Below are 18,968 nucleotides of genomic sequence, written 5' to 3' on the forward strand. Positions count from 1 at the left end.
ATCCTCCCTGGCGCCACGGATCGCTCGGGCCGTAGTCGGCTTCACGCCGCGGTGCCGGGCGCGCTGCCTGCCGGGCTGAGGGACGTGTGGGTGCGGCCGGTGCCGGCCGGTGGCGCTGCCGCGGCGGGTGCGGCGGCAGCGGTTTCCCGGGCGAGGAAGGAGCCGAGCTCGCCGATCGTGCTCATGAGGGGGGCCGGGAAGACGACGGTGGTGTTCTGGTCGACACCGATCTCCACCAGGCTCTGGAGATTGCGCAGTTGAAGCGCCAGGGGGTGGGCCATCATGGTGTCCGAGGCGTCGCCGAGCGCGGCTGCGGCCAGGGACTCGCCCTCCGCGTTGATGATCTTCGCTCGCTTCTCCCGCTCGGCCTCGGCCTGGCGGGCCATGGCGCGCTTCATGGTGTCGGGCAGCTGGATGTCCTTGAGCTCGACCAGGGTGACCTGCACACCCCAGTCGACGGTGGTGACGTCCAGGATCTGGCGGATGTCCAGGTTGATACGGTCCGTCTCCGACAGCGTCTCGTCGAGCGTGTGCCGGCCGACGACCTTCCGCAGGGTGGTCTGGGCGATCTGGTTGATCGCCGCGTTGACGTTCTCCACGGCGACGACCGACTTCACGGCGTCGACGACCCGGAAGTAGGCGACCGCCGACACGTCCACGCTCACGTTGTCCCGGGTGATGATGCCCTGGGACTGGATCGGCATGGTGACGACCCGCAGCGACACCCGGTGCAGGGCGTCGACGAACGGGATGATGAACCGCAGTCCCGGGGAGCGTGTTCCGGCGAGTCGGCCGAAGCGGAACAGCACTCCCTTCTCGTACTGCTTGACGACCTTCACGGACAGGGCGAGGGCCAGGACGGCCAGAAGACCGATCACGACGATGAGAACGATCAGGGCTTGCATGTACTGCTCCTCGGGACGAGGACCACGTGGGGCGGAGACTCGCCGGTCGAGACCCCTGCATGTGCCTGCGCCGGCTCGTGAGGCAGGTCCGAAACCCGTGAAGGCACCGGTCGTGGCGGCCGTCTCACATGCCGATGACCAGGCGACTGGCGCGATCCGTCCGTGCCGGAACGGCCGCTGAGGCGGGGCCGTCCTCCTCGTGCTTCCCTGCCTCGTCCGGTTCGAGTGGCCGGTCGGCGGCGGAGACGGCGTGCCGGGTCTCGTCCGCGGCGATGAGAGCGCTTGCGGTCAGCGGTGGGCCGTCGTAGTCGGACGCGGCCGCCATCAGGCGGGCCGCCGACTCCGTCTCGGTCTCGGGCGGGATGACCAGCAGGTCCCAGCGGCCGGTGCCGTAGGAGAGCAGCAGCAGCTTGTGCGGGTCGATCTCCGGGGTGAACCATCCGACCTTGACGACATGACCGCCCACGGGGATCTCGTGCGGGATGACCGGCCAGTACTTCGGGTTGACGGCGATGCGGGTGATGCGGCCCCACAGAGGGTCCAGCACATCGGTCAGTGCGGGCAGCTCGCTCAGCAGGTCTCGGGAGCGGGGCCACCAGGCACCGTCCAGGAGGCCGCGCGACGGGCCGTCGGTCTTCAGCGCGAGACGCACGGCCGGGGCTGCGACGGGCTCGTGGTGTGGCAGGAGTTGGTGCAAGGTCGCCGACATGATGCGGACCCGTCTCCGGGCCGCCTTGGCGGCGCCCCGGGTTTCGTCTCTCGCCGAGAACGACCCGGCGTGGAAGCCGGTGTGCGAAATGCCCTCGGTGCTGTCCACGGTACTCCGCACACGCCGGGGCGGTTGTGGAGACGCCGCCGCATTCGGTGAAGCGGCTGTCGATACCGGCGGCAGTGGGCCGAGGGCGCCGGGGCCCTTCGTATGCCGGCTCCCGGACCGGTCTCACGCCCGACGGCCCGCATGCCCCGGCCCAGCACTCCCCTGGCTCTGTGACGTGTGTTGTTCCGTTCAGCCCGTCACTCCCCGCCAGTCCGCCGGGCCTCGGCGAGGAGTATCCTGGTGATTACCGAGAGCATCTCGTACACCGGCTTCCACGCCGGGTCGTTCTCGGCGATTCATGGCAACCGGGCCGGCCGTGACCGGCCCGGGGTTGGGTCCGCGTCATGACCGCGACCATTCCGTTCACACCCGCAGTCGGAGACCGGGCCCCTTCTTCGTCACCGCTCCGACTCACGCTGGCGCGGGCCGGCGCCCCTCCGGCCCTGATCGACGGTGCCTGGTGGCCCCGTTCGCGCAACCTGACGGAGGAGCTCCCGGCGCTCGTCGAATGTCTCGACCCGCTGTGGGGGCGGATCACCCGGATAGCGGTGAGCCGCACGTTGTGGCCGGTCATCCCGGGTGAAGTGCCCGCGCACGGCCACATGGTGCGCGTCGGCTGGTCCAACGCCGGGCAGGACCCGCACAAGCTGTTGCTGCTGTCCCACACCTTCGGCCGCTGGGACCTGCTGGTGATCCCACCGGAGACAGCCCCGGCCACCGCAGCCCGGCTCATGGCCACGGCCACCGACCCGTCGCGGAGCCTCACGGCGAGCGGCCTGATCCATGAGGCCGAACGTTTCCGGGCCGCGGCAGAGGCAGCGGCCTACTCGGACTCGCTCCGGGAGGCGGTCTGGGACTCCGAAGGCGGACACGACGCCCCCCACCCCCGCCTCACGCACTCCTGACGGACCGGTCACCCGTCACGTGCCCACCGCGGCAGCAGGAGTGTGAGAGATCGGCGGTGGGGGAAAGGCTGCGTGCCGTCGGCCTTTCCCTGGGGGCGGGAGGCCGGCTCACTCCGGGAGGGCGAGGTCGTCGGTGGCGCTCCCGCGCCATTCGATCAGCAGGAGCGTCGCATCGTCCGTCGTGATCCCGCCCCGCGCCCGTTGCAGCGTGTGGGAGAGGGAGCGCGCCACCGTCCGGATCTGCTGCGCCGTGGGCTCAAGGCGGTTCACCCACCCGATGAGCTGCTCCTCACTGAATTCCTCACCGCCGACATCGCGCTCCTCTATCAGTCCGTCGGTGAAGCACAGGATCCGGTCGCCGGGGATGAGAGCCACTTCACTGATCCGGGGCTCGTGACCGCCGAAGCCGACGGGCAGCGTCGTCGGGCCCTGCAGCCGTCGTACGACACGGTGTCCACGGATCAACAGAGGAGCGGGATGTCCGGCGTTGACCCACTGAAGCCTGCCCGTTGCCGTGTTGAGCCGCATCATCTGAGCGGTCACGAAGTGGTCGGGGCCGAACTGATCGGCGACGGCCCGGTCCATGAACGTATAGATCTCCGACAGGCCGACGCTGATGCGCCGGGCATGCCGGTAGGCTCCGATGACCACCGTGGCCATCGTGGCGGCGTCCAGTCCGTGGCCCATCGCGTCGACCATGGCCACATGCAGGACATCGCCGTTGAGGGCGTAGTCGAAGCTGTCGCCGGCCACGTCGTAGGCGGGTTCCAGCATCCCGGCCAGCTCGACCCGGGGCGTGGACATCGCCAGCGGTGGCAGCAGCGACCACTGGATCTCCGCCGCCACACTCATCGGTTCTCTGCGCCGCAGCCGGAAGAACAGATCGGTGTAACCGTGCTTGGTCACCAGCATGTCGGCCACGAGTGAGGCGAGCCTGCGCAGCAGCCGTCGCTCGTCGTCCTGGAGGTGGTCCAGGGTGACGGCCATCACTCCCACCTGGTCTCCACCGTCCAGCAGGGGAAGGTAGACCCGCACACCGTCGGCCTGCGAAACCTCGACGGGACGCGCTTCCCGGAAGGCGCGTCCGGCGTCGGAGCCGTCGATCGGCTGCGGTTCCCCGGCCGCCAGCCCGTCGCCCGGCAGGGGGACGAGCCACACCTGGCCGTAGTCCTGCAGGAAGATAGAGGTCTCGCGGCCGTCGAGCCTGCCGATCTGCCGTGCGACGAGCGGACCGAGCTGGTGCGGCGGCAACTCGTGCCCCTGGTCCAGCAGGACTCCCAGAAACTCCTCCCCGAAGTGCTCCGACCGGGTGGAGCCTTCCGCGGGTCCTTGCCGCTCACCGCCCGTCATCGCCGTGGCCCCGGGGGACGTTCGGGCGGATCCTCACGAAGGTGCTGTGCATACGAACTCCCGACGGAGACTCACCGGCCGACGCGGTGGGGAACTTCCGCCCGGACCGTGGGGGCCGATCCACCGACTCCCCAACGAGTCGGCCGTGCGCTCGTGCGGCGAGGACCGGCACAACGGCCACCGGGCGCCCCGCGTCCGAGCCGCGGCGGCTGGCCGGCACCGGCGGCGGCCTCAGGCGGATCGACCTCTTCGCCGTCGTCGTCCGCCGCCGCGAACATCTTGGTGGGGTCCGCGCCGTCTGCCGGCCTGCCCGCAGCATGGATCACTGCCCTGCAGGGCAATGATCCCGCCTACCAGTAGTGGCGTCGACCGGCGACGGCGTGTCCCATCGCGCCGAGGATCCACAGGATGGCTCCGACGACCAGCAGGATGATCCCGATGGTCCACAGGATGGACAGGCCGGTGAGGAAGCCGACGACGAGCAGAATGACGCCCAGGATGATCATGATGTCTCCTTCGGGGGGTGGTGCCGGCGCGCCCGCGAACTGCTATGGGCCGCAAGGGCGTCGGCGGGAACGGCCGATCTCCTCCTTACTCCACACGGTGTGGTCCGTGGCGGCTGACCTGTAGGCGGACCTCGGCGGGCATGTCGATGAGGCCGGTGGACCGACGCGCGGTGCCGATCGGGCCTTCGCACAGGGCACCGAGAGTGGCGCCGGGCGTGCCCTCGGGGGTGAGGGTGAGGTCGATGCGGGTGCGGGTGCGGGTGCGGGTGCGGTGGCGGGCCGGTCGGCCGGTGATGACTACGGCCGCATGGCCTACCCCTGGCAGGGCACCGGCTTCGTTCGCGATCGCTTCGCTGAGTGCGCGGTCGCGCAGTTCGACGCCCTCCTGCGGGGGTGTGCCGCCGACGGGCAGTGAGCCGGGGCGGTGTCGGCTCAGCTGGGCGAGCAGCCACCACAGGGCGAGGAGGGCGGTGAGGACGAGGGCGGCGATGACCGCGGGCCACCACCACCAGCCCTGGCTGCTCCAGCGGGCCCGGTCGGCGGAGCCGAGCAGGACGTCGGCCGGGGTGGTCAGGGGCCAGCCGGCGGGCGGGGCCAGATCGTGCCGCCTGTAGAGGTCGAGCCCGGCGAAGAGGATGAGCAGTCCGCCGCCGAGGAGGACCAGCCCGGCGAGGGCCAGCAGGGTGCGGTTGAGAGCGGATCGCGGCGTCATGGCGGGCTCCGGTGCTGCGGGTCTTGTGTCAGCGGGTGCGTCGCCGCGTCCGTACGGCGATGCGGAGAGGACGGGCGAGGGCGAGCCGGTCGCGCTCCTCGTCGAGGACGGCGGTGAGGTCGTCCTTCACCTGTCGGGGCTCGCGGAAGCGGACGTCCGCGCGGGCTTTGATGCGGTGGCGGCCCACCAGGACGTGCGCCGCGCCGACTCCGGGGACCCGCATGGCGGCGTCGCGCAGCAGGACGGCGGCTCCGTCGCGGTCCACGAAGGCCCGCAAGCGCGGGCAGCCGGCGGGTGAGCGCAGGGGCAGCCAACGGCGTTGACCGGGGGTGAGGGCCAGGACGATCAGCCAGACGCCGACGGCGGCGGCCACGGCGGCTCCCGTCAGCATCCACACGTCGTCCACCGGGCGGGTGGCCAGTTCGTCGGCCAGGTGTCGTCGCCAGGCCGCCGCCGGACGTCCCGCCCGTACGGCGATGACGTCGACGAGCGTCGCGACCGCGGCCACGAGGATCACCGCGGCGACCAGCGCCGCCGTGATGCGGCGCGCGGACCACTTGCGACGGGTTCGGTGCCCTCCTTCGCGCTCACCGGCTGTGAGGTCCGAGGTGGACACGTCGCGTTCGGGAGGGTCGGGCTCCTTCGCCAGGGGCACCGCGGCAGGGTGCGTGGTCGACTCGGAGCCGCGGCCCGGGGGACGTGGACCGGATGTCATCGCGATCGCCCTTCCTGCACGGCGTGCCCGGTGACCCGGGCCGCCCGGCCGCTCACCGGACCCGCCCCCGGCTCGAGTCGGCGGCGGTCACCAGCCGCCGGACGGTGAGGAGGACCTCTCCCACTCGCAGCCCGGTCAGCTGGGCGACCCGTTCAGCGACGTCCCGCTGGATCCGCTCGCAGACACGGGGGATGTCGGTGGGGTAGGGCAGGTCCATGGTCAGATGCAGGCGCACCGATCCGGTACGGACGGCGGCGGAGGCGTGGGGTGCCGCCGGTCCGCCGCGGTCGGGTGGTACGGCGGCGCGCCGGGACTGGGCCGTGCGTGCGGCCTGGGCGGCGATACGGGCGACCACCCTGTCGGGGATGACGGTGGCGCCCCGCTCGGCCGGGGGCGGCAGCCCGGCGGCCGGCGCCGGCGGGCCCGACCCCTCGCCGGGGGAACCGGGCCGGGTCTTCACCGCTGCCTCCGTGTCCGGAGGTCCAGGTCGCCCTGTACGACGAGGCCGACGATCAGCCCCGCCGCACCGAGGACCAGCACCAGCAGAAAGGCCCAGAAGCCGCCGAAGTAGCCGGCGAAGCCGAGGGCCATGCCGGCCGCGAGTCCCGTCGTTGCTGTGTTCATCTCGCACTCACCCGTCTCGCGAGCGTCCCTCTCGCCGTGATCATCCGCTCGGGCCCGAGGACACGGCGGTGCTCCCGGCAGCGGTCACCTCACGCGGCCCTCGTCCGGTCCGGTCTGTTCCTCCTCGTCGTCGGGCAGGTGGACGTCGTCGACGGCGATGTTCACCTCGACGACCTCCAGGCCCGTCATCCGCTCCACGGCGCTGATGACATTGACGCGTACGCCGCCCGCGACGTCGACGATGGAGACGCCGTACTCGACGACGACGTCCAGGTCCACCGCGGCCTGCCGTTCCCCGACCTCGACCTTGACGCCGCGGGTGACCGCTCCGCCTCCGCCTCCGCCTGCGCCGGGGACGCGTTCGCGCATGGCGCCGAAGGCGCGGGCCATCCCCGCGCCCAGGCTGTGGATGCCCGGTACCTCGCGGGCGGCCATGCCCGCGATCTTGGCCACCACACCGTCCGCGATGGTGGTCCTGCCCCGTGTCTCGGCCGGAGCCCCGGCCCCGGTGCGGCCCTTGAGCGCGCTCACGTCCGCTTCGGGCCGGCTGCCCCCGCCGACGCTGGTGATGTTGTCCGTCATGGCGGTCGCCTCGATCGGTCGGCCGGACACCGGAATGGTGCCCGTCAAAGGTTGGACATACCGGGCGGCGTGTTCCTCACATGCCCGATGTGTGACATGCATCACAGCTCGGTTCAGGGGTACACGCTTGTTCCGAGCCTGCGTGGGAGCGCCATGATCGAACGCACTGCTTCCCCACGACTGGGATGCGACCTGCCCGACCGCCTGCTGGCCGTACGGGCGGCCGAGGGGGACGAGGACTCCTTCGCCGTTCTCGTCCAGCGGCACAGCCGGTCCCTCCTGGCCCTGGCCCGTTGCATGCTGGGCAACCCCCAGGACGCAGAAGAGGCCGTCCAGGACGCCTTCGTCAGCGCCTGGCGCCACCTGCCGGAATACCGCCACAGGGCGGAGTTCCGCACCTGGATGTACCGGATCACCGTCAACCGCTGCCAGACCATGTGCCGCCGCCGACCGCCGCCCCTCCCCCTGGACGCCGTCGCCGAACCCGCGGCGGGCGACGCGTGGAGCCAGCCCGCCCGGACCGCCGAGCAGGACGCGGCCACGGCCGCCCTGTCCCGCGCACTCGCCGAGCTGGACGCCGGGCAGCGGGTCTGCTGGATCCTGAGGGAGGTGCAGGGCTTGCCCTACAAGGAGATCGCGCACGTGACGCGTACCGGCGAGCAGACGGTACGCGGCAGACTGTTCAGGGCACGCCGATCCCTGCAGGAGGCGATGGGCTCATGGCGCTAGACGACCCGCACACGCGGCCTCCCGAACCGCCCGGAGCCGACGGGCCCCGCAACGGCTGGGCCGCCGCCGACGTGCCCCCGATCGCAGGCGATGAGGTACTGCCCTGCGGCCGCCTGCTCAGCCGGGTCTGGGAACAGGCGCGGGACGCACCACCGGCCGTGGACCCGCACCCAGTGTCCTGTCCATACTGCCGAGAGGCGGTCGAGGGACTGGCCACGGTGAACGCGGCCGCCCGGACGCTGCGCGACGAGGACCCTCCGGGCCTGCATGCACTCGCCGACCGGGTCATGGACGTCGTCAGGGCAGAGGTCCGGTTCGGGCGGCTGCTGCCCCTGGCCGACCCCGACCGGGACCTGCGGATCGCCGAGAGCGCCGCGGCCAAGGTGCTGAGGCAGGCCGCGGACACGGTCCCCGGTGCCAGGGCCGCGACCTGCCGGCTCGTACCCGAGGGCAACGGCACCGACGTGCGGGTGACCATGACCCTGGCCGCCGCCCTCGACCGCCCGCTGCCCGACCGGGTCCACCAGGTACGCCGATCGGTCCTCCACTCGGCCGGACAGGACCTGGGGCTCACGGTGACAGCCGTCGACATCACCGTGGCCGACGTACTGGAACCGGGACCGACCCTCGGTCCCCGCCTCCCGACGGGCGGTGGCGCATGATGACCGCCACCGGCACCACCGCGCTCCCCGGCGTCGCGGCCGAGGCAGCCCTCGCGGTTCCTGGCGTGGCCGCCCTGCAACCCCGCCTCGCCCGGCGCCTCGCGGCAGCCGCCGCGCCCACCCGGGTGGACACCACGCCACCCGAGGCCGGCATACGCGCCGACCGGGCGCCGGACGGGTCGGGATGGCACATCGAGGTGCGCTGCGTCCTGACGGAGGGTCGGCGGGCGCTGGACATCGCCCGAATCGTCCACGACCGGGTGACAGCCGCCCTCGTCACCCACCTCGCCACCCACGGTGCCGCGGAGCCGGTCACCGTCGCGGTCACGGTGACCGGTATCGCCGCCTGGCGCGACGCGGCATGAGCGGCGGCGCGGGCACAGGCCCCACGAACCGTCGTTCGGCAAGCGGCAGGTCGCCGACCGTGGGAGCGCGCTGCTCCCCGTCCGGAAGTCCTACATGGGTGGTCGCGGCTCAAGCCTCGGTGCCGCCGACGATCCGGCTCCCGTACGGGGTGACCGGCTGTGAGTTACTCCTCCGGACGTGTCGAAGCCCGCCCACCATGGAGCTCCAGACTCTGGCGTGTCGCATAAGACATCGGCCTGTCGAGCCGCTTTTGTACAGAGCAGCCGTGGCGGCCCCGTCCGCGGGCGAACGCCGGAGCGTGACTGTTCACGGATTGACGCTCACTGCGGTGATTACCAAGCTGGTGGGGGGTTGCGGAAGGGACTGCGGTCGTGAGCGGTGGACAAAGTGGGCTCACTCGATTGCTGACAGCAGCGGAGACAGCGGCGCCGGCGGACGCCGTCGACGTGATCGCGGAGGACCTGCGGCGGCGTTTCGAGGCCACTAAGGTCTCTTTCCTCATCGTGGACCTGACGGGGAAGGCGGTGGCTCGGCTGTCCACCGCTCCCACTCAGGGTGGGCGGCAGGCCGAGCGGGTTCCCCTGTTCGGCAGTGTCTACGAGGAGGTGATCCGTACCCAGCGCCTGTATCAGGACGCGACCGGCGAGGGGCAGCGGGTGATCGTGCCCGTCACCAACCGCGGGGATGCGATCGGGCTGCTGGAACTGCTCCTGCCGACCGGCCCTGGCGAGGACGTGCTCGACGCAGTCGGGGAAGCCGCCCACATCCTGGCCTACATCGTGATCGCCAACGGCCGCTTCACCGATCTCTACACCTGGGGCAAACGCTCCAAGCCGGCCACCCTGGCAGCTGAAATCCAGTACCAGCTGCTGCCCCTGTCGCTGTCGTGCGAGGCCGCACAGTTCACCCTGTGCGGGAACCTGGAGCCCTCCGAGGACCTCAGCGGCGACACCTTCGACTACACCGTGGACCGCGACACCTTGCACGTGTCGGTGACCGATCCCATGGGCCACGACATGGATTCCGCCCTGGCCGCCACGGTCCTGGTGGGCGCCCTGCGCGGTGCCCGCCGGGCGGGCACCGGCCTGGGCGAACAGGCCCACCGGGCAGACCAGGCACTGATCGAACACGGCCACGGTCATGCCACCGGGCAGCTCCTGCGCATCAATCTCCATACCGGGCGGGCCCAATTCGTCAACGCCGGTCATCCCTGGCCGCTGCGCATGCGCGACGGGGCTGTGGAGACGATCACCTGCGAGGTGGACCATCCCTTCGGGCTGTCTGAGCTGACTCCCCACCCGTACCGTGTGCAGGACCTCGACCTGCGGCCCGGTGACCGTCTGCTCATGTTCACCGACGGCATGCTCGAACGTCACGGAGAGAAGGTCGATCTGCCCGCCCTGCTGGGGTGCACCCGGAATCTGCACCCGAGGGAGACCGCGCTGGCGCTGACGTCCGCGGTCCGGGACGCCGCCGACGGCCGGCTCGAAGACGATGCCACCGCCGTCTGCCTGGACTGGCACGGCCCCCAGGAGACCCAGCGGCACGTCAGCAGCGGCGCAGACACCCGGCAAGCCTCAGCCGCACGCACGAAGGACCAGTCGTGACCTGGGTGAACGGTGCCAACGCGAATGAGACATCACGAGGTGTCTGGAGAACCGTCCCACTTCTCCTCGGCGGCTCACCCATCGGGCGGCGCCGGGTCGGTGACGGGGGCCGCGAGCATCGGGTCCGGCAGCGCCCACATGCGCCATGCCTTCCACGCGGGCGCCCCTTCGTGCGGTGCTGCTGTTCCCCGTTACTCGAGTAGACCGAGTTCCCAAGCACTCGCCGGTGCCTTTGCCGAGTTGCTAGGCAGTCTCTTTGGCAGCCCGCGCCATGACTGCGGACAACCGTGCACCAGAATGAGGGCTCGAAGCCGTTCGTGCGATGGCCGATGGAGGGCGACCGTAAGGCGGCCCAGACGGCTGTCTGTCATTGCCGGTCGCGAGTGGGCGGGGAGTCAACTCATTCTCAGCCTGCTCCGGCCAGGTTGGGCATTGGTTCGGGCGAAGCCATCCGGCTGTGGTCGGTAGATGCCGATACGCCGGGATCGATGCGACGGTTGCGCGATGCCGTCCCGGACGGGGGTCTGACTCTTGAGATCTTTGACCGAAGTGTCCAGTCACAGGCTTGTCGACCGTCGTTGCGGGCTGGCTTCTGCTGTCACCGAGCCACAGGGCGTGTCCCCATAGGGGCCTTGCCGAGTTCCAGGCGCCATCACGGTTCAGACCGCCCGAGCGGGCCGGTGCCATCCACTCAGCGTGTCACCCTGCGGGAGGCGAACCACCATGACGACCAGACAGCGCAGCACCTCCTCCAGTACGGATCCTCCCGTGCGGAGAGAAGTCGTGCTCGGCGTGGACACGCACGGTGAGGTGCACGTCGCCGCCGTAATCTCCCCGCTGGGGAAGGTCCTTGGCACCGAGTCCTTTCCGGCGACGGTGGCCGGCTACCGTCGGCTGCTCGTGTGGGCCCGCAGGCGGGGGACGGTGCGCCAGGCCGGTGTGGAGGGCACCGGTACCTTCGGCGCGGGCCTGTCCCGCTACCTGCTGGCCCAGCATGTCCAGGTGTTCGAAGTGAATCGGCCTGACCGCACAGCCCGCCGTCTGCTCGGCAAGTCGGACCCGCTCGATGCGCAGGCCGCAGCGCGAGCCGTGCTCAGCGGTCGCACCCGGGCCCAGGCCAAGTCCGGCGACGGACCCGTGCAAGGCGCCCGGATCTACAAACTCGCCAAGGACTCCGCGGTCAAGGCCCGCACACAGGCGATCAACCAGCTCAAGGCCGTCCTAGTGATCGCCGACCCCGCCCTGCGGGAACGGTTGTCGAGCTTGGGCAATGCCGAGCTGTTCCGCACCTGCGCGACCCTCAGCCCACCCGATGGTGGGGGAGACGAGGACGCGGTGGTCCAGGCCACCCACATGACATTACGCATGCTCGCCGAACGCATCGAACAGCTCACCGGGCAGATCAACGAGCTGAACCAACGCCTGACCCGACTCGTCGAACGCCACGCGCCGCAACTGCTCGTACCGATGGGCATCGGCCCGGACAGCGCCGTCACTCTCCTGATCACCATGGGGGACAATCCCGAGCGGCTGAACACCGAGGCGTCCTTTGCTGCCCTTTGCGGAGTCAGCCCCATCGAGTACTCCTCCGGGCGGCGCATCACGCGACGGCTCAACCACGGCGGCGACCGGCAGGCCAACGCCGCCCTGCACCGCATCGTGTTCACCCGCCTGCGCCACGACCCCCGAACCCAGGCGTACTACGAGCGCCGCACGCAGGAGGGCAAGACCCGGCGTGAGATCGTCCGATGCCTCAAGCGATACGCAGCCCGCGAGGTCTTCAACCTGGTCAGACCGGTTTCTCGCGCCCCCGCGTTATAGGGGCGTCCGTGAGACGTGAGAGGGTCTGGGGCGTGAGTGAGACACCACCGAACACCCTGCAATACCGCTTTGACGGGCCAGAAGACGCTCCGGTCCTGATCTTGGGTCCCTCACTGGGTACCACATGGCACATGTGGGACCGCCAGGTACCGGAGCTGGTCAAGCAGTGGCGCGTCTTCCGCTTCGACCTGCCGGGCCACGGCGGCGCCCCCGCGCACCCGGCCGGCTCGGTCGGTGAGCTGGCCGCCCGGCTGCTGGTCACACTGGACAGCGTCGGCGTGCAGCGCTTCGGCTACGCCGGCTGCTCGCTGGGCGGCGCCATCGGCATCGAGCTGGCCCTGCGCCACCCCGAGCGGCTCGCCTCGCTCGCGCTGGTCGCCGCCTCGCCCCGGTTCGGTACCGCCGACGAGTTCCGCCAGCGCGGCGTGATCGTACGGACGAACGGGCTCGACCCCATCGCCCGCAGCGCCCCCGACCGCTGGTTCACCAACGGCTTCTCCGCCGCCCAGCCCGCCATAACCGACTGGGCCGTGCAGATGGTGCGCACCACCGACCCGGGCTGCTACATCGCCGCCTGCGAGGCCCTCGCCGGGTTCGACGTACGGCCCGAGCTGGGCCGGGTCGACGCGCCGACGCTGGTGCTGGTCGGCTCCGACGACCAGGTCACCGGCCCGGCCGAGGCCCGCACCCTGGTCGCCGGGATACCGGACGCGCGCCTCGCGGTCGTGCCCGGCGCCTCGCACCTGGTGCCGGTCGAGCAGCCCGCCGCCGTCACCGACCTCCTCGTACGGCACTTCTCCACCGCCTGGCAGCAGCCCTTCGACACCGGCCAGACCGCCCTGCCGGCCGCCCCGGTCAACCCCGCCCTGACCGCCGCGCCGCACGTCGGCCCCGTCGCCGAGATCGCCCCCGCGGTCGTCCCGGCGCAGCCGCTCGGAATGCCGGACCGGTACGAGACCGGGCTGAAGATCCGCCGCGAGGTGCAGGGCGACGCGCATGTCGACCGGACCCTGGCCGACGCCGACGACTTCTCCGGCGACTTCCAGGAGTTCGTCACCCGCTACGCCTGGGGCGAGATCTGGGACCGGCCCGGACTTGACCGCCGCACCCGCAGCTGCGTCACCCTCACCGCGCTGGTCGCCGGTGGTCATCTGGAGGAGCTGGCCGCCCACATCCGGGCCGCCCTGCGCAACGGCCTCACCCCGGACGAGATCCGCGAGGTGCTGCTCCAGGCGGCCGTGTACTGCGGGGTCCCGGCGGCGAGCGGCGCGTTCCGGGTGGCCCAGCAGGTCATCCGTGCGGAGACCACGCCCGCCGAGTGAGCCCCGGGAACCCGGTCACGGCAGGATGGGGAGGCATGAAGCTCACCAAGAAGTCCCACGCCTGTGTCCGCCTCGAGAAGGACGGGCGGACACTCGTCATCGACCCGGGCGGGTACAGCGAGCAGGACGCGGCGGTCGGCGCGGACGCGATCCTGGTCACGCACGAGCACCCCGACCACTTCGACGAGGGCCGGCTGCGGGCCGGTCTGGAGGCGAACCCGGGCGCCGAGATCTGGACCCTGAAGTCCGTCGCCGAGCAGATCTCGGCCGCCTTCCCGGGGCGCGTGCACACCGTCGGCCACGGCGACACCTTCACCGCCGCCGGCTTCGACGTCCAGGTCCACGGCGAGCTGCACGCGGTGATCCACCCGGACATCCCGCGCATCACCAACGTCGGCTATCTGATCGACGGCGGCCGGGTCTTCCACCCCGGCGACGCCCTCACCGTCCCCGACCACCCGGTGGAGACCCTGATGCTCCCGGTGATGGCCCCCTGGAACAAGATCGCCGAGGTCATCGACTACGTCCGTGAGCTCGCTCCGCAGCGCGCCTACGACGTCCACGACGCCCTCCTCACCGACCTCGCCCGGCCGATCTACGACCGCCAGATCGGCGCCCTGGCCGGTGCGGAGCACCTGCGACTCGCCCCGGGGGCCTCCGCCGAGCTGTGAGCCGCGGGCCTCCGCCGGGCCGTGCGCCGGGGCGAGGAGCGGTGAGCCGTGCGCCGGGGCCGGTTGTCACACCCGGCAGGTAGGTTGTGAGACATGCGCATCGCCACCTGGAACGTGAACTCGATCACCGCCCGCCTCCCGCGGCTGCTCGCCTGGCTGGAGAGCAGCGGCACCGACGTGCTCTGCCTCCAGGAGGCCAAGCTCGCCGAGGATCAGTTCCCGTTCGACGAGCTGCGCGAGCTGGGCTACGAGTCGGCGGTCAACGCGACCGGCCGGTGGAACGGCGTGGCGGTGCTCTCCCGCGTCGGCCTGGAGGACGTCGTCAAGGGCCTGCCCGGCGACCCGGGGTACGAGGGCGTGGTGGAGCCCCGCGCCGTCTCGGCGACCTGCGGCCCGGTCCGCGTCTGGTCGGTGTACGTGCCCAACGGCCGCGAGGTGGAGCACCCGCACTACGCCTACAAGCTCCAGTGGTTCGAGGCCCTGAAGGCCGCCGTCGCCGGTGACGCGGCCGGCGGACGCCCGTTCGCGGTGCTGGGCGACTACAACGTGGCGCCGACGGACGACGACGTCTACGACCGGGCCGCCTTCGAGGGCGCCACCCACGTCACCCCCGCCGAGCGCGCCGCCCTCGCCTCCCTGCGCGAGACGGGCCTGACCGACGTCGTCCCGCGCCCGCTGAAGTACGACCACCCGTTCACGTACTGGGACTACCGCCAGCTCTGCTTCCCGAAGAACCGCGGCATGCGCATCGACCTGGTGTACGGCAACGAGCCGTTCTCGAAGGCCGTCAAGGACTCGTACGTGGACCGGGAGGAGCGCAAGGGCAAGGGCGCGTCCGACCACGCGCCGGTGGTGGTCGACCTCGACGTGTGATGCCACGCTGGGTCCATGCACCTTCCGTTCCTGGGCCCCCGGCACAAGAAGAGCGGTGGAGCGGGGCTCCCGGCCGACCCCGAGGCGATCGCCGCGCTCCTGTCGGAATGTGAACTGCTCCGCTCCCAGGCGGCCGGGGCGGGCGTCGACCTGGACGACACGCCGGCCTCCCTGGAGGCGCTGGACCAGCTGGTCCCGCGCTGGCGCGACGACGCGGAAACACTGCCCTGGCTCGGCAACGACGCCGGGCTGTACCTGGGCACGGTGGTCGTGCGCACCGTACCCGGCGCCGTGTGGCGCATCCGGCCCGACGGGGAGCCGGTCATACGGCTGCCCTCGGGCCGCGAGGTCGAGGTCGTGGAGTCCGGGCAGGAGTGGGCCGCGAGCGGCGTCCCCGAGCTGTCGCAGCTGTACGCGGAGGTCGCCGAGTCCTGAGCCCGATCGCGGGCACCGGCATCCGCCCGAAGGGTAAATACGCCTAATGCCTGAAAAGTGCGTGTCGTCCGTCGGCTCCACGGCTCTCTGGATAGTTTGCGGCGACCACGACACGGCAGAGGGTGAGTAGGGCTGCGGATGGCCGTCGATCCGTTGATCGAGCTGCGCAACGTCAACAAGTACTTCGGGGAGCTGCACGTCCTGCGGGACATCGACCTCACGGTGGGCAAGGGGGAGGTGGTCGTGGTCATCGGCCCCTCGGGGTCGGGGAAGTCGACGCTGTGCCGGACGATCAACCGGCTGGAGACCATCGAGTCCGGCACGATCACCCTCGACGGCCGGCCGCTGCCCTCGGAGGGCAAGGCCCTCGCGAAGCTCCGCGCCGAGGTCGGCATGGTCTTCCAGTCCTTCAACCTCTTCGCCCACAAGACGGTCCTGCAGAACGTCTCCCTCGCCCAGGTGAAGGTCCGCAGGCGCGGGAAGGACGAGGCCGACAGCCGCTCCCGTGCGCTGCTCGACCGGGTCGGCCTGCTGGCCCACGCCGACAAGTACCCCGCGCAGCTCTCCGGCGGACAGCAGCAGCGGGTGGCCATCGCCCGCGCCCTCGCCATGGAGCCCAAGGCCCTCCTCTTCGACGAGCCCACCTCCGCCCTGGACCCCGAGATGATCAACGAGGTGCTGGAGGTCATGCGCCAACTGGCCCGTGACGGCATGACCATGGTCGTCGTCACCCACGAGATGGGCTTCGCCCGCGCCTCCGCCAACCGGGTCGTCTTCATGGCCGACGGCCGCATCGTCGAGGACCGCACCCCGGAGGACTTCTTCACCAACCCGCGCAGCGAACGCGCCAAGGACTTCCTCTCCAAGATCCTCAAGCACTGACCGGGGGAGTGCGACCCATGCTCCGTACCACACGTGTGCCCCTCCTCCTGGCCGTTCTGGCCGCCCTGACCGCGCTGTTCGCAGCCGCCTGCGGCAAGGAGGGCAGCCCGCCCACCAAGGGCCCGGCGGCGAACAGACTTCCCCACTACGAGGTCGACCGGGACTTCACGCTGCCCGACTCCAGGACCTGGACCCGGGCGAAGAAGCGCGGGTACCTGCGCGTCGGGGTCAAGGAGGACCAGCCGTACCTCGGCGAGAGAGACCCGGCGAGCGGTGTCTACTCCGGCTTCGACATCGAGATCGCCAAGATGCTGGGGGCCTCGCTCGGCTTCCCGGCGGACAGGATCCGCTTCCGCACCATCGCCTCCGCCAACCGCGAGACCGCCCTGCAGAACGGCCAGATCGACACTTACGTCGGCACCTACACCATCAACGACAACCGCAAGAAGCTCGTCGGCTTCGCCGGCCCCTACTACATGGCCGGCCAGTCCCTGCTGGTCCGCCGGAACGAGAACGACATCCACGGCCCCGAGGACCTGGACGGCAAACGTGTCTGTTCGGCGGCCGGTTCGACCCCGTACCAGCGCATCAAGGAGCAGTTCCCGAAGGCGATCCTGGTCGCCTACGACACCTACTCGGTGTGCGTCGACAACCTGCTCACCTACCAGGTCGACGCCGTCACCACCGACGACGCCATCCTCATCGGCTACGCGGCCAAGGTCCCCCGCGAACTCAAGGTCGTCGGCAAGCCGTTCTCGAAGGAGCCGTACGGCATCGGCGTCCCGCGCGGCGACAACGCGCTGCGCCTCGCCCTCGACGACGCACTGGAGGCACGCGAGAGGAACGGCGACTGGAAGAAGGCGTACGAGGCGACGCTCGGCCTGTCCGGCGTGCCCGCGCCCAGGCCGCCCGCGATCGACCGCTACCCGGCGAGCTGAACGAGGACGGCATGAACGTACTGACCGACAACTTCTCGACCTACGCAGAGGGCTTCCTCGGCACGGTCGAACTGACCGTCTACGCCTCCCTGCTGGCCCTGGCGCTGGGCTTCGTGATGGCGTCCTTCCGCGTCGCGCCCGTCGCCTCGCTGCGCGTCTTCGGCACGGCCTGGGTCACCGTGCTGCGCAACACCCCGCTCACCCTGCTGTTCTTCGCGGTGCTGCTGGGCCTGCCCCGGTTCGGACTCGTGCTGCCCTTCAAGGTGTTCGCGGTCCTCGCACTCGGCTGCTACACCTCGGCGTTCATCTGCGAGGCGCTGCGCTCCGGCATCAACACCGTGCCCAAGGGGCAGGGCGAGGCCGCGCGCAGCCTCGGCATGACCTTCACGCAGACCCTCAAAGTGGTCGTCCTGCCGCAGGCGTTCCGGTCCGTGATCCCGCCGGTCGGCTCCACGCTCATCGCGCTCGCCAAGAACTCCGCCATCGCGGGCGCGTTCAGCGTCACCGAGCTGCTCGGCACCTACAAGACCCTGGGCGAACTGGGCTACAACGTCGTCTGGACCTTCGTCTGGATCGCCGTCGGGTACCTGATCATCACGCTCGCCATCAGCGCCCTGTTCAACGTGCTGGAGCGCACCTACGGAGTCGCCCGATGACCGACGCCACCGCGCTCTACGACGTCCCCGGACCCGGCACCAGGCGGCGGCACGCCCTCTACGGCGTCATGTCCACGGTCGTCCTGCTCGCCCTCCTCGCCTGGATCCTGTATCTCCTCTTCGACACCGGCCAGTTCACCGCCACCAAATGGACGCCGTTCGAGTACAAGGGCATCCAGGAACTGCTGCTGCGGGGCCTCGGGAACACCCTCAAGGCGTTCGCGACGGCGGCCGTCCTCTCGCTCGCCCTCGGGGGCGTCCTGGCCACCGGACGGCTCTCCGACCACCGTGCGGTGCGCTGGGTGGCCACGGTCTTCGTGGAGTTCTTCCGCGCCATGCCCGTACTGGTGATGATCTTCTTCATCTTCGTGGCGCTCAAGGTCCAGCCCCTGCCCGCGCTCGTCGCCGGACTCGCCCTCTACAACGGCTCGGTGCTCGCGGAGGTCTTCCGCTCCGGCGTGAACGCCGTCGAACGCGGTCAGAAGGAGGCCGCGTTCGCGCTCGGCATGCGCAAGACCCAGGTCATGTCCCATGTACTCGTCCCGCAGGCCGTGCGGGCCATGCTCCCGGCCATCATCAGCCAGCTGGTGGTCGCCCTCAAGGACACCTCGCTGGGCTTTCTCATCACCTACGAGGAGTTCCTCCACGCCGGCAAGCTCATCGCGTCGAACCTCGACTACGATTTGCCGTTCATCCCTGTGGTGATGGTGATCTCGCCGATCTACATCGGGATGTGCATGCTGCTCTCGTGGTTCGCCGGCTGGGTGTCCCGCCGTGAGCAGCGCAGTCCCAAGACCGAGGCCGCGCTGGTCGCCACGGTCGGACCTGGGACGCTGCTGCCGGGTGGGGAGCCCCCCACGGCCCCGAGACCGTAAGGGGGGCGGCAGTTC

At 70.8% G+C, this 18,968-nt stretch carries 23 protein-coding genes; 14 read left to right on the forward strand and 9 right to left on the reverse strand.

The genetic code is table 11. From position 1 onward, the window contains the following. Positions 1-41 precede the first annotated feature (41 nt). On the reverse strand, positions 42-905 hold the full coding sequence (locus ACWD5D_RS02145) for a slipin family protein (protein WP_350834317.1): 864 nt from the start codon (positions 903-905) through the stop codon (positions 42-44). A 124-nt stretch (positions 906-1,029) separates the two neighbouring features. Further along, entirely contained in the window at positions 1,030-1,722 is a 693-nt protein-coding gene (locus tag ACWD5D_RS02150) for a DUF5994 family protein (protein ID WP_107461326.1), read from the reverse strand. 344 nt (positions 1,723-2,066) lie between these two features. Between ACWD5D_RS02150 and ACWD5D_RS02155 the strand changes: the two genes are divergently transcribed. Next, entirely contained in the window at positions 2,067-2,627 is a 561-nt protein-coding gene (locus ACWD5D_RS02155; RefSeq protein WP_107461328.1) for a DUF5994 family protein, read from the forward strand. A gap of 108 nt (positions 2,628-2,735) precedes the next feature. On the opposite strand, the gene ACWD5D_RS02160 is transcribed toward ACWD5D_RS02155, so the two are convergent. From ACWD5D_RS02160 to ACWD5D_RS02190, 7 genes are all read right to left on the reverse strand, one after another. Further along, complete coding sequence (locus tag ACWD5D_RS02160) at positions 2,736-3,977, reverse strand: PP2C family protein-serine/threonine phosphatase (protein ID WP_107461330.1); 1,242 nt, start codon at positions 3,975-3,977, stop codon at positions 2,736-2,738. Between the two features lie 350 nt (positions 3,978-4,327). Next, a complete protein-coding gene (locus ACWD5D_RS02165; protein ID WP_099054839.1) occupies positions 4,328-4,483 on the reverse strand; it encodes a DUF6131 family protein in 156 nt (51 codons plus the stop codon). An 85-nt stretch (positions 4,484-4,568) separates the two neighbouring features. Next, positions 4,569-5,195 carry an alkaline shock response membrane anchor protein AmaP gene (locus ACWD5D_RS02170; RefSeq protein WP_451370854.1) on the reverse strand — a complete coding sequence of 209 codons (627 nt, stop codon included), beginning with the start codon at positions 5,193-5,195 and terminating at the stop codon, positions 4,569-4,571. A gap of 28 nt (positions 5,196-5,223) precedes the next feature. Further along, positions 5,224-5,850, reverse strand: coding sequence for a DUF6286 domain-containing protein (locus ACWD5D_RS02175; RefSeq protein WP_451370855.1), 627 nt, complete (start codon positions 5,848-5,850; stop codon positions 5,224-5,226). Between the two features lie 112 nt (positions 5,851-5,962). Next, positions 5,963-6,370 (reverse strand): Asp23/Gls24 family envelope stress response protein, encoded by a 408-nt coding sequence (locus ACWD5D_RS02180; protein ID WP_067246275.1) that lies wholly within the window; start codon positions 6,368-6,370, stop codon positions 5,963-5,965. After that, positions 6,367-6,534 carry a hypothetical protein gene (locus ACWD5D_RS02185; protein ID WP_030645371.1) on the reverse strand — a complete coding sequence of 56 codons (168 nt, stop codon included), beginning with the start codon at positions 6,532-6,534 and terminating at the stop codon, positions 6,367-6,369. The genes ACWD5D_RS02180 and ACWD5D_RS02185 overlap by 4 nt, the downstream gene beginning before the upstream one ends. Positions 6,535-6,618: 84 nt before the next feature. After that, the gene (locus ACWD5D_RS02190) at positions 6,619-7,116 is read right to left on the reverse strand and encodes an Asp23/Gls24 family envelope stress response protein (protein WP_451370856.1); all 498 of its coding nucleotides are present in this window, start codon (positions 7,114-7,116) and stop codon (positions 6,619-6,621) included. Between the two features lie 153 nt (positions 7,117-7,269). On the opposite strand from ACWD5D_RS02190, the gene ACWD5D_RS02195 reads away from it, so the two are divergent. The 13 genes from ACWD5D_RS02195 to ACWD5D_RS02255 all read left to right on the forward strand — a co-directional run bounded on the left by ACWD5D_RS02195 (position 7,270) and on the right by ACWD5D_RS02255 (position 18,953). Beyond that, positions 7,270-7,845, forward strand: a complete 576-nt coding sequence (locus ACWD5D_RS02195) for an RNA polymerase sigma factor (protein WP_451370857.1) — start codon at positions 7,270-7,272, stop codon at positions 7,843-7,845. Then, the gene (locus tag ACWD5D_RS02200) at positions 7,836-8,507 is read left to right on the forward strand and encodes an Asp23/Gls24 family envelope stress response protein (protein ID WP_359378555.1); all 672 of its coding nucleotides are present in this window, start codon (positions 7,836-7,838) and stop codon (positions 8,505-8,507) included. The genes ACWD5D_RS02195 and ACWD5D_RS02200 overlap by 10 nt, the downstream gene beginning before the upstream one ends. After that, the gene (locus ACWD5D_RS02205) at positions 8,504-8,872 is read left to right on the forward strand and encodes a hypothetical protein (protein ID WP_451370858.1); all 369 of its coding nucleotides are present in this window, start codon (positions 8,504-8,506) and stop codon (positions 8,870-8,872) included. Before ACWD5D_RS02200 ends, ACWD5D_RS02205 begins: the two co-directional genes overlap by 4 nt. Before the next feature lie 402 nt (positions 8,873-9,274). Continuing rightward, positions 9,275-10,480, forward strand: coding sequence for a PP2C family protein-serine/threonine phosphatase (locus ACWD5D_RS02210; RefSeq protein WP_067246241.1), 1,206 nt, complete (start codon positions 9,275-9,277; stop codon positions 10,478-10,480). Between the two features lie 723 nt (positions 10,481-11,203). Next, positions 11,204-12,301 carry an IS110 family transposase gene (locus tag ACWD5D_RS02215; protein ID WP_451370859.1) on the forward strand — a complete coding sequence of 366 codons (1,098 nt, stop codon included), beginning with the start codon at positions 11,204-11,206 and terminating at the stop codon, positions 12,299-12,301. 32 nt (positions 12,302-12,333) lie between these two features. After that, positions 12,334-13,623: a bifunctional 3-oxoadipate enol-lactonase/4-carboxymuconolactone decarboxylase PcaDC gene (gene pcaDC, locus ACWD5D_RS02220; RefSeq protein WP_451370860.1), complete on the forward strand. Its 1,290-nt coding sequence runs from the start codon at positions 12,334-12,336 to the stop codon at positions 13,621-13,623. Between the two features lie 35 nt (positions 13,624-13,658). Then, on the forward strand, positions 13,659-14,294 hold the full coding sequence (locus ACWD5D_RS02225; RefSeq protein ID WP_451370861.1) for an MBL fold metallo-hydrolase: 636 nt from the start codon (positions 13,659-13,661) through the stop codon (positions 14,292-14,294). Positions 14,295-14,387: 93 nt separating this feature from the next. Then, a complete protein-coding gene (locus ACWD5D_RS02230; protein WP_451370862.1) occupies positions 14,388-15,167 on the forward strand; it encodes an exodeoxyribonuclease III in 780 nt (259 codons plus the stop codon). Positions 15,168-15,182: 15 nt separating this feature from the next. After that, the gene (locus tag ACWD5D_RS02235; protein WP_451370863.1) at positions 15,183-15,602 is read left to right on the forward strand and encodes a DUF6278 family protein; all 420 of its coding nucleotides are present in this window, start codon (positions 15,183-15,185) and stop codon (positions 15,600-15,602) included. 138 nt (positions 15,603-15,740) lie between these two features. Next, positions 15,741-16,484 (forward strand): amino acid ABC transporter ATP-binding protein, encoded by a 744-nt coding sequence (locus ACWD5D_RS02240; RefSeq protein ID WP_451370864.1) that lies wholly within the window; start codon positions 15,741-15,743, stop codon positions 16,482-16,484. A gap of 17 nt (positions 16,485-16,501) precedes the next feature. After that, complete coding sequence (locus tag ACWD5D_RS02245; RefSeq protein ID WP_451370865.1) at positions 16,502-17,422, forward strand: glutamate ABC transporter substrate-binding protein; 921 nt, start codon at positions 16,502-16,504, stop codon at positions 17,420-17,422. 11 nt (positions 17,423-17,433) lie between these two features. Continuing rightward, positions 17,434-18,078 (forward strand): amino acid ABC transporter permease, encoded by a 645-nt coding sequence (locus tag ACWD5D_RS02250; RefSeq protein ID WP_451370866.1) that lies wholly within the window; start codon positions 17,434-17,436, stop codon positions 18,076-18,078. Continuing rightward, positions 18,075-18,953: an amino acid ABC transporter permease gene (locus tag ACWD5D_RS02255; protein ID WP_451370867.1), complete on the forward strand. Its 879-nt coding sequence runs from the start codon at positions 18,075-18,077 to the stop codon at positions 18,951-18,953. Before ACWD5D_RS02250 ends, ACWD5D_RS02255 begins: the two co-directional genes overlap by 4 nt. Positions 18,954-18,968 lie beyond the last annotated feature (15 nt).

Source organism: Streptomyces sp. NPDC002520 (genome assembly GCF_053595235.1).